General features: G+C 59.1%; 10 protein-coding genes. 7 read left to right on the top strand and 3 right to left on the bottom strand.

Annotated features, from left to right (window positions below):
• Nucleotides 1-418 precede the first annotated feature (418 nt).
• The 7 genes from prfB to EJA72_RS23495 all read left to right on the top strand — a co-directional run bounded on the left by prfB (nt 419) and on the right by EJA72_RS23495 (nt 7,323).
• A protein-coding gene (gene prfB / locus EJA72_RS23525; protein ID WP_157714285.1) for a peptide chain release factor 2 occupies nt 419-1,514 on the top strand; the annotation gives its coding sequence in 2 pieces (ribosomal slippage) (nt 419-490 and nt 492-1,514; 1,095 coding nt in all).
• A gap of 93 nt (nt 1,515-1,607) precedes the next feature.
• Complete coding sequence (gene lysS, locus EJA72_RS23520; RefSeq protein ID WP_157714283.1) at nt 1,608-3,110, top strand: lysine--tRNA ligase; 1,503 nt, start codon at nt 1,608-1,610, stop codon at nt 3,108-3,110.
• 99 nt (nt 3,111-3,209) lie between these two features.
• Nucleotides 3,210-3,926 carry a TetR family transcriptional regulator gene (locus EJA72_RS23515; protein WP_178129550.1) on the top strand — a complete coding sequence of 239 codons (717 nt, stop codon included), beginning with the start codon at nt 3,210-3,212 and terminating at the stop codon, nt 3,924-3,926.
• Nucleotides 3,927-4,066: 140 nt separating this feature from the next.
• Nucleotides 4,067-4,621, top strand: coding sequence for a hypothetical protein (locus EJA72_RS23510; RefSeq protein ID WP_157714280.1), 555 nt, complete (start codon nt 4,067-4,069; stop codon nt 4,619-4,621).
• Nucleotides 4,622-4,656: 35 nt separating this feature from the next.
• On the top strand, nt 4,657-5,934 hold the full coding sequence (locus tag EJA72_RS23505) for a flavohemoglobin expression-modulating QEGLA motif protein (protein WP_178129549.1): 1,278 nt from the start codon (nt 4,657-4,659) through the stop codon (nt 5,932-5,934).
• 148 nt (nt 5,935-6,082) lie between these two features.
• Complete coding sequence (locus tag EJA72_RS23500) at nt 6,083-6,997, top strand: alpha/beta hydrolase (protein ID WP_157714278.1); 915 nt, start codon at nt 6,083-6,085, stop codon at nt 6,995-6,997.
• The gene (locus tag EJA72_RS23495) at nt 6,994-7,323 is read left to right on the top strand and encodes a hypothetical protein (protein ID WP_157714276.1); all 330 of its coding nucleotides are present in this window, start codon (nt 6,994-6,996) and stop codon (nt 7,321-7,323) included. Before EJA72_RS23500 ends, EJA72_RS23495 begins: the two co-directional genes overlap by 4 nt.
• A gap of 247 nt (nt 7,324-7,570) precedes the next feature.
• On the opposite strand, the gene EJA72_RS23490 is transcribed toward EJA72_RS23495, so the two are convergent.
• The 3 genes from EJA72_RS23490 to EJA72_RS23480 all read right to left on the bottom strand — a co-directional run bounded on the left by EJA72_RS23490 (nt 7,571) and on the right by EJA72_RS23480 (nt 9,508).
• Nucleotides 7,571-8,359: an OmpA family protein gene (locus EJA72_RS23490; protein WP_157714274.1), complete on the bottom strand. Its 789-nt coding sequence runs from the start codon at nt 8,357-8,359 to the stop codon at nt 7,571-7,573.
• A 48-nt stretch (nt 8,360-8,407) separates the two neighbouring features.
• Nucleotides 8,408-8,821, bottom strand: coding sequence for a DUF4398 domain-containing protein (locus EJA72_RS23485; protein WP_157714272.1), 414 nt, complete (start codon nt 8,819-8,821; stop codon nt 8,408-8,410).
• Nucleotides 8,822-9,163: 342 nt separating this feature from the next.
• Nucleotides 9,164-9,508, bottom strand: coding sequence for a pilin assembly protein (locus EJA72_RS23480; RefSeq protein WP_157714270.1), 345 nt, complete (start codon nt 9,506-9,508; stop codon nt 9,164-9,166).
• Between the last annotated feature and the right edge of the window lie 345 nt (nt 9,509-9,853).

The following is a 9,853-nucleotide window of genomic DNA, read 5'->3' as shown; positions in this document are numbered from 1 at the left end:
GGGCAACCCGGCATGGATGCCGGGTTAGCCGCCCCCGGCCATGGATGGCCGATGGCGGCGGGCCCACGGAGCAGGACCGGAGCGAGGGCATGCCGAGCCTAGGCGAGGCACCGAACGAAAGGGGCAAAAGCGCTTGGTTACTTGGCGCTCTTCCAAGTGACCCGCCGTAAGGGCGGAACCATTAGCAGCCGTTGCCGCAGGAATGGATATGTACACCATCACAAAACACGCGGACTGATACGCAGCTATCGCCAGCAGGCTGGCTCCTACAGTTGATCGGTGTGTGTTTCGGAAATGTGCTTCCAAGCCGCAACGCCGAAAACGAAACGGGCCTTTTCGGCCAAGCGGGCTGCCGTTTTCGGCCTTTTGCCGTTATACTCGCCGGCTTTCAAAAGTTCGCCAACGAGTGCTGCCCGCCATGGAAATCAACCCGATCCTTAACACCATCAAGGACCTGTCCGAGCGCTCCGAAACTATTCGGGGGTATCTTTGACTACGATCAAAAGCATGAGCGTCTGACCGAGGTCAATCGCGAGCTTGAAGATCCGAGTGTCTGGAACAAACCTGAATACGCCCAGGAACTGGGCCGCGAGCGCGCTGCGCTGGCACAGATCGTCGATACCCTCGACGAACTGAACACCGGTCTGGCCGATTGCCGTGACCTGCTGGACATGGCCGTCGAAGAAAACGACGAAGGCGCAGTGGACGACGTCGTCGCCGAGCTGGCCCGTCTCGAGGAAAACCTCGCCAAGCTTGAATTCCGCCGCATGTTCAGCCATGAAATGGACCCGAACAACGCCTACCTGGACATCCAGGCCGGTTCCGGTGGCACCGAGGCCCAGGACTGGGCCAACATCCTGCTGCGCATGTACCTGCGCTGGGCTGACAAACGCGGTTTCGACGCGACCATCATGGAACTGTCGGCCGGTGAAGTCGCTGGCATCAAGGGCGCGACCGTGCACATCAAGGGTGAATACGCCTTTGGCTGGCTGCGTACCGAGATCGGCGTACACCGCCTGGTGCGCAAGAGCCCGTTCGACTCCGGCAACCGTCGTCATACTTCGTTCTCTGCGGTGTTCGTTTCCCCGGAAATCGACGACAAGGTGGAAATCGAGATCAACCCGGCCGACCTGCGGATCGACACCTATCGTTCCTCCGGTGCCGGTGGCCAGCACGTAAACACCACTGACTCGGCCGTACGTATCACCCACGTACCGACCAACACCGTGGTCAGCTGCCAGAACGAACGTTCCCAGCACGCGAACAAGGACACCGCCATGAAAATGCTGCGGGCCAAGTTGTACGAGCAGGAAATGCAGAAGCGCAACGCTGCGTCCCAGGCACTGGAAGACACCAAGTCGGATATCGGCTGGGGTCACCAGATCCGTTCTTATGTGCTTGACGCGTCGCGGATCAAGGATCTGCGCACTAACATCGAACGCAGCGACTGCGACAAGGTGCTCGACGGCGACATCGACGAATACCTGGAAGCCAGCCTGAAATCAGGCTTGTAAAGACTGTAGGAGCCGGGGGGACGCCTAGTCCTTGCCCGGCGATCCCCAGCCGCAGGCTGGGGGCAACGAACCTGTGATGGAATTTTTAAAGACATGAGCGACCTAGAACTCGACCCGCAAGCCCTGCAACAGGAAGAAAACTCCCTGATCGCCCTGCGCAAGGAAAAGCTTGCTGCCGAGCGCGCCAAGGGCAATGCCTTCCCGAACGACTTCCGCCGCGAAAACTACTGCCAGGACCTGCAGAAGCAATACGCGGACAAGACCAAGGAAGAGCTGGCAGAGGCTGCAATCCCGGTCAAGGTTGCCGGTCGCATCATGCTCAACCGTGGCTCGTTCATGGTGATCCAGGACATGACCGGTCGCATCCAGGTCTACGTCAACCGCAAGACCCTGTCCGAAGACACTCTGGCCTCGGTGAAAACCTGGGACATGGGCGACATCATTGCTGCCGAAGGCACCCTGGCCCGTTCCGGCAAAGGTGACCTGTACGTTGAAATGACCAGCGTGCGCCTGCTGACCAAATCCCTGCGCCCGCTGCCGGACAAGCACCACGGCCTGACCGACACCGAACAGCGCTACCGCCAGCGTTACGTTGACCTGATCGTCAACGAAGAAGTGCGCCAGACCTTCCGCGTGCGTTCGCAAGTGATTGCGCACATCCGCAGCTTCCTGATGAAGCGCGACTTCCTCGAAGTCGAAACACCGATGCTGCAAACCATTCCAGGCGGCGCTGCGGCCAAGCCGTTCGAAACCCACCACAACGCGCTGGACATGGAAATGTTCTTGCGCATTGCGCCTGAGCTGTACCTCAAGCGGCTTGTTGTTGGTGGGTTTGAAAAAGTGTTTGAGATCAACCGCAACTTCCGTAACGAAGGCGTTTCGACTCGTCACAACCCAGAATTCACCATGTTGGAGTTCTACCAGGCGTACGCCGACTACGAAGACAACATGGACCTGACCGAAGAGCTGTTCCGCGAGCTGGCGCAGCTGGTGCTGGGCAGCACCGACGTGCCTTACGGCGACAAGGTGTTCCATTTTGGCGAACCGTTCGTGCGTCTGTCGGTGTTCGACTCGATCCTCAAGTACAACCCTGAGCTGACCGCGGACGACCTGACCGACATCGACAAGGCGCGCGCCATCGCCAAGAAAGCCGGCGCCAAGGTGCTGGGCTTCGAAGGTCTGGGCAAGCTGCAAGTGATGATTTTCGAAGAGCTGGTCGAGCACAAGCTGGAACAGCCGCACTTCATCACCCAGTACCCGTTCGAAGTGTCGCCACTGGCCCGTCGTAACGACGAAAACCCGAACGTCACGGACCGTTTCGAACTGTTCATTGGCGGCCGTGAAATCGCCAACGCCTACTCCGAGTTGAACGACGCGGAAGACCAGGCCGAGCGCTTTATGGCCCAGGTGGCCGACAAGGACGCCGGCGACGACGAAGCCATGCACTACGACGCCGACTTCGTTCGCGCGCTGGAGTACGGCATGCCGCCAACGGCGGGTGAAGGCATCGGCATCGACCGTCTGGTGATGCTGCTGACCAACTCCCCGTCGATCCGCGACGTGATCCTGTTCCCGCACATGCGGCCCCAAGCGTAAGTGTTTCAATTAAAAAGCCGCCTATTCAGGCGGCTTTTTATTGCCTGTCTGGTACAAACGTATCAATTTGTTGCTTTCGGTTGAGAGGATAGACCTGTCGTGAACCATGCAATTGCTCAAGAAGGTGCAGCGGGCATCGCCACTGCGGTCGCTGAAAGTGTTCAGTACCAGGGCCGAAAGGCCAGCCGACAGGGCAGCGAGCAGCGTCGACAGGACATTCTCGACGCGGCGATGCGCATTGTCGTGCGCGAGGGCGTGCGGGCCGTGCGCCACCGTGCCGTGGCGGCTGAAGCCTGTGTGCCGCTGTCGGCCACGACTTACTATTTCAAGGACATCGATGACCTGCTCACCGATACCTTTGCCCAATACGTGGAACGCAGCGCGGCGTTCATGGCCAAGCTGTGGGTGAACAACGAAGGCTTGCTGCGTGAAATGGTGCTCAGCGGCGACGGCAGCCCTGAGTCGCGCTCGCAACTGGCGGACAACATCGCGCGGTTGATGGCCGACTATGTTCACCGGCAACTGGTCAACCGACGTGAACACTTGATGGCCGAACAGGCCTTCCGCCAGGAAGCGCTGCTCAACCCGCGCCTGGCGCTGTTGGTGCGCTCCCATCAGCAGATTCTGCTGCAAGGGACGTGTCAGCTGTTCGAAGTATTGGGCTCCCGCGAGCCACAACAGGATGCCAAAGTGTTGACGGCGATTATCGGACGGATGGAATATCAGGGCCTGCTCAATAACGCCGAGCCGGTGGCCGAAGCTGAAATGCTCGGCATCCTGACGCGCTATATGCATCTGGTGCTGGCTTCAGCGTAAACCTTGTAGGAGCGAGCTTGCTCGCGATGGTCTGACATTCAATGTCTTTGTTGCCTGACACTCCGCCATCGCGAGCAAGCTCGCTCCTACAATGGGCCGGGGGCGGTTTGAGATCGCGCTTTATCGATAGGGAGTGTTGAATGAAAGCCTGGCGTGTCGTTGTGATCGCCTTGTCGTGCCTGCTGCTCAGTGGCTGTCTGGTGACCTTCAAGGAACCACTGCCCGACAGCGATCCCGCGCCCAAAGGGTTGCTCGGCAAGTGGACCAGCACCAACGCCTGGGGGGAACCGATGAACCTTGAGCTGACGCGCCTTGGCAATAATCGCTATCAGGCCGTCAGTTATTTCAGGGCCAGGCCCCGGGAGCGCGAAGCCTACCCGTTCACGGTGTCGCACCATGGCGATCGCTGGTACCTGTCGGCGAAAGTGCCGGCGCAGTTCGGCGGGCATTTCACCATTGCCGGTTTCGAACTCACAGAAAAGCATGAACTGGTGGTCTACAACCTCGACCTCGAGCAGATCAACCAGGCCCTGGGACAGAACGTCCTCACTGGCGAAGGTTTCCAGACCCGCGACGGCGACGGCGTGCTGATCGATACCCGCATGGACCAGGTCTTCAAGTACCTCGATGATCCGGCCAATTCCGATGTTTTCGTCGAGGCAGTGCGCTATCAGCGCCTGGCCAAAGCCAAATAACCCAGCACATAACGGTTTTTCTACAGGAGTTTCGGGTGGACGATTACCAGCAGACGATACGCATTTTGTCCGATCGGATTGTGCTGGCGCAGACGCCGATTCGCGTCCTCGACGCGGTCAAATGGGACGACAACATCCGCAAGGGATTCCTCAAGGCCAAAGGCAAGGAAATGCCCGCGGTGGACCGAGATTACTACCTGAATCGGCCGCTGTCCTTCGACTCCAGCAAGGTCAAGCTGGAGTTCCAGAACATCGAGCGCGACATCACCCGCCAGCTCGGCCAGTTCAACCCGGTTGGCCAGATCATGCGCCGCATGTGCAAGGAATACCGGATGGTGGTGCGCATGCTCGAAGCGCGCGGCACCGAGGATTTCGGGTTGATCTCCCAGGAGCTGTACGGCGCCGCGTCTGACGCGTTCCACGCCGGCGACCCGACCCTGTCCGACCTCGGGCTGATGCTCTCCGATTACCTGAACAACATCGATGGCCGGGGCGACCTGAAGGACGAGCCGAAAATCCTCACCGCCAAGGATGCGGTGAGCCTGCTGCAAACCCGACTGAGCAAGGTATTTGGTGAAGCCGAGGAAACCATCCGGGTGTTCGAGTCCGATGGCATCGTCGCCGATGCGGCGGCCGGGGCCGATTACATCAAGATCCGCACCGACGCGATGTTCAACGAGCGCGATGTGCGCGCGCTGGAAGTCCATGAAGGCCTGGTGCATGTCGGCACCACGCTCAACGGGCTGAACCAGCCGATCTGTACCTTCCTCTCCAAGGGCCCGCCGTCGTCGACGGTGACCCAGGAAGGCTTGGCGATCCTGATGGAAATCATCACCTTCGCTTCCTACCCGAGCCGCTTGCGCAAACTGACGAACCGCACCCGTGCCATTCACATGGTGGAGGAGGGCGCCGACTTCCTGCAGGTGTTCGAGTTCTTCCGCGAGCAGGGTTTCGAGATGCCCGAAAGTTACGGCAACGCCAGTCGCGTTTTCCGTGGCTCGGTGCCCAATGGCCTGCCATTTACCAAAGACTTGTCCTACCTCAAGGGCTTTATCATGGTTTACAACTACATTCAGTTGGCCGTGCGTAAAGGCAAGCTTGAGCAGATACCGCTGTTGTTTTGCGGCAAGACCACGCTGGAAGACATGCGCACCCTGCGTCAGTTGGTGGATGAGGGGTTGGTGGTGCCGCCCAAGTACTTGCCGGAACAGTTCCGTGACATGAACGCGTTGTCGGCGTGGATGTGCTTCTCCAACTTCCTCAATCACCTGAGCCTGGACCGGATCGAGGCGGATTACTCAAACATCCTGTAAAGATAACGCGGTCAAAATGTGGGAGCGAGCCTGCTCGCGAAAGCGGTTTAACATTCAACATTTCGGTTGTCTGATACACCGCCATCGCGAGCAGGCTCGCTCCCACATTTGGTCCGTATTCCAACTACACGTTGCGAGGTTTCAACGGATGAGAATCCTCGGCATCTTCTGCCTTCTCCTGACCCTCGGTGGTTGCAGCTCCCTGCTGTTCTATCCCGAGCCGGGCCAGTTGTTCACCCCGGAAAAAGCCCATCTCGACTACCGCGACGTCACCCTGACCACCGCCGATGGCGTCAGGCTGCACGGCTGGTGGCTGCCGGCAAAAAAAGGGGTCGAGGTCAAAGGCACCGTGCTGCACCTGCACGGCAACGGCGGCAATTTACCGATGCACCTGGGCGGAAGCTGGTGGTTGCCGGAGGCCGGTTATCAAGTGCTGCTGATTGATTATCGCGGCTACGGGTTGTCCGAGGGCGAGCCGAGTTTGCCGGCGATCTATCAGGACATCGATGCTGCGTTCAAATGGCTCGACGAGGCGCCCGAGGTCAAAGGCAAACCGCTGATCCTGCTGGGCCAGAGCCTCGGTGGTTCGATGGCCGTTCACTACCTCGTTCAACACCCCGAGCGGCAAAAACAGCTCAAGGCTTTCGTGATGGATGGCGTGCCTGCCAGCTACCGCAGCGTCGGGCGTTATGCGCTAAGCAATTCATGGCTGTTCTGGACGTTTCAGGTGCCGCTGTCCTGGCTGGTGCCGGATGGCGACAGCGCGATCAATTCGATCGCGCAGCTCAACGGCGTGCCCAAACTGATTTATCACAGCATCGACGATCCGATCGTGCCTCTTTCCAACGGCATCCTTCTGTATCAAGCTGCGCCGCCGCCGAGGGTGCTGCAACTGACCCGTGGCGGGCATGTGCAGACGTTCGCCGACCCGGTCTGGCGCAAGGTCATGCTGCGTTATCTCGATGACCCGCAGCATTTCAACGGTCTGCGTCGACTGGGGGAAATCCCGAATTATCCGCCGGTCCCGAATTCAGAAGATGAACCACCAGAGAGTCCGCAATGAGTGAAGAACGTAACGCCATCCCGCTGATCATCACCGGTATCTGCAGCATCCTCGGCACCGTCGGGTGCCTGTGGTACTACGGCTACCTGCACTTCGCCAAGCCTGAAGATGCGTTGCTGCTCAGCGACTTCACCATGCTCAAGACCGTGCCGGGGGAGGACTACAAAATATCCCTGGACCCGGCTGCGCAAGTGGCCCAGTGCATCGATGGCGTGCTGGTGCTATTCGACACCGAACAAAAAGGCCTGAGCGGCGTGTTGATCAACGGCCAGAAAAAAGCCGTACGCTGCATGGGGCAGGAAACGCCGCAGAAGCTGCAACCGTAACAACTCGTTATGGGTCAATGATGAGGCTCTTGTGGCGAGGGAGCTTGCTCCCGCTCGGCTGCGCAGCAGTCGTCATCTGGTTGATGCAATTTCACTGATTGAATGAAGAGCGGGTTGAAGGCCTGCTTCGCAGGCCAGCGGGAGCAAGCTCCCTCGCCACAGAGACAGGGTGGTCAGTGTCGACATCAGCCCAAAAAAAGCCCCGCCTGATCAAATCAGGCGGGGCTTTTGCGTTTCTGCCTGGCGTTTAGTTCGAGCTAACCGCCGAACGCGGGATCACCGGCTGGTTGTCGTTGGAAATGGTCACTTCCACCCGACGGTTCATCGCCCGGCCCGAGACGCTGGAGTTCTCCGCGACGGGGTATTCCTTGCCGTAACCCTGCGCAACAACGCGTGCCGGATCAACGCCCATTTTCACCAGTGCCGCACGCACGGAATCCGCGCGACGTTCCGACAGCGACTGGTTGTGGCTGGCGGTGCCGGTGCTGTCGGTGTAACCCTCCACGATCACTTTGCGATCCGGGTTTTCCGAGAGGAACTGCGCCAGTTTGTTGATGTTCACCAGGCCGCTGGACTTCAGGTCCGCGCGGTCGGTGGCGAACAGCACATCACCAAAGGTCACCAGCGTGCCACGGTCGGTCTGCTTCGCGTTCAGGCTGTCCTGCAATTGCTTGATCTGCGCATCCCGCGCATCCAGACGCGCCTGGGCACGCTGCGCCGATGCGTTTTTCAGGTTGGCTTCCGCCGTGCGCAGGGCGATGGTTTGCTTGGCCACTTCAACACGCTGATTGGTCAGGTACGCCAGTTGATCGACCTTGGCCGGGGCTTCCTTGTCCAGGTAAGCCTTGTCGGCCTTGTCCAGATAATCACTGGCGTCCTTGGTTTCCAGCGCCGCGACTTTGCTGGCTTGTGGGTTGGCCTGCAGGCCGGAATAATTGGTTCGGGCCTGTTCCAGGTTCGCATTTGGCGGTGTCGAGCACGCAGCCAGTGCAACGCTGGCGGCCAACAGGGCAGGGATCATCAAGTGCTTATGCATAGTGGTTCGTCCTTTTAGTCGAGTAAGAAGTGCGTCGTGTCGCGCCGTTTACTGCACGGTGCGCTGGCTTTCCTGACGCAGTTCCTGAACCCCTTGTCGAGAGTCCTTCACAGCCTGTTCGGCCTTCAACGCCTGAGCTTTGCGCTCGGCCACACGGGCATCCCACTCAGCCTGTTCGGCGAGGGTTTTGGCTTCGTCATACTTTTTGTCGTGCAGGGCGATTTCGGCTTGTTTGAGTTTGTCCTGCGCGGATTTCATTTCCACAGCCGCAAACTCGGTGCCGCCAGCGCTGACCGCGCCATTGACGGCGGATTGGGTGACGGCGAATTGTTCTGTCGGCGGGTTGCCGGCGCAACCGGCCAGCACGAAGCTGGTGCCGATTGCCAGTGCGGCCAGTTTCAGGCCATGCAGATGATTGAACGAGGATGTGCCAGTTCGCGTCTTCATGGTTTTCAACTCCATTGGGATAACTCCTGAAAAACTAAAAAATCCATCCTGGGCAAGGAGCCGTAACCTTCAATTTCCGGGGTGTTTCGAATCGGCCATCCCAGGCGTGGTTAATGGGTGTGACCCGAGGCGTTTTTTAAAAGTTCAGAGAAGTTGGTTTATTGGCGGGAAAATTTTGACCGAATGGGCAAGGCTCTAAACCGGTGGTTTTGGGAAGGGGAAGTGGTGCGCACACCTGTAGGAGCGAGCTTGCTCGCGATGGATTCCGACACGCCGCGCTTGTTCAGTAACCCCGCGTTTTCGTCGTCGACCATCGCTAGCAAGCTCGCTCCTACAGGTGAATCATTGGCAGGGAATTCAGTGCTTTTGCTTGTCTTCACCGGATGACAAATCGTGCAAATGCCGGCGGGACAACGCGAGGAATCGCGGGGTCGGACCAACGTCTTCATACAGTGGATCACCTTCCTCATCGGTGGCCACGACGGTCGATCCTTTCACATACGGAAAGCTCTTTTCGAGCTCTTCCAGGGCGGCCCCGATCAGCTCGCCGAGCAGTTCTTCGGGTTGGCGTTTCGGGTACATTTCGGTAATCGCCGCCAAGCGTGCGGCGGCCTCCACGTCCAGATGAATCGTGTAGCCGGTCTCGGTCAGACGACCCTTGGCGTTTTCTTCCCAATGCTGGGCAAGCTCGCGGATTTTCATAAAAACCTCATGGCGCTCCTGCTCATGGCAGGCAGTCTCAGTGTCCGGCAATGGCCGGCGGCAGCCGTTGTACGGCTTACTCTTCAGACTAGCTTCTGTGTACAAGGTTTAAAGTCCCTTCGTCGTGTTTGGGGTTTGGCGTTGGGGGATTGGGGGCATATCCGTTTTTTCGGTCACGGCGGCTATGGGTTCCGCCCTTACGGCGGGTCACTTGGAAGAGCCCCAAGTAACCAAGGGCTCTTGCCCCTTTCGTTCGGTGCCTCGCCTAGGCTCGGCATGCCCTCGCTCCGGTCCTGCTCCGTGGGCCCGCCGCCATCGGCCATCCATGGCCGGGGGCGGCTAACC

This window comes from Pseudomonas sp. PB120 (genome assembly GCF_009761815.1).
GTDB lineage: Bacteria > Pseudomonadota > Gammaproteobacteria > Pseudomonadales > Pseudomonadaceae > Aquipseudomonas.
This window is presented reverse-complemented; position numbering and strand designations above follow the sequence as displayed.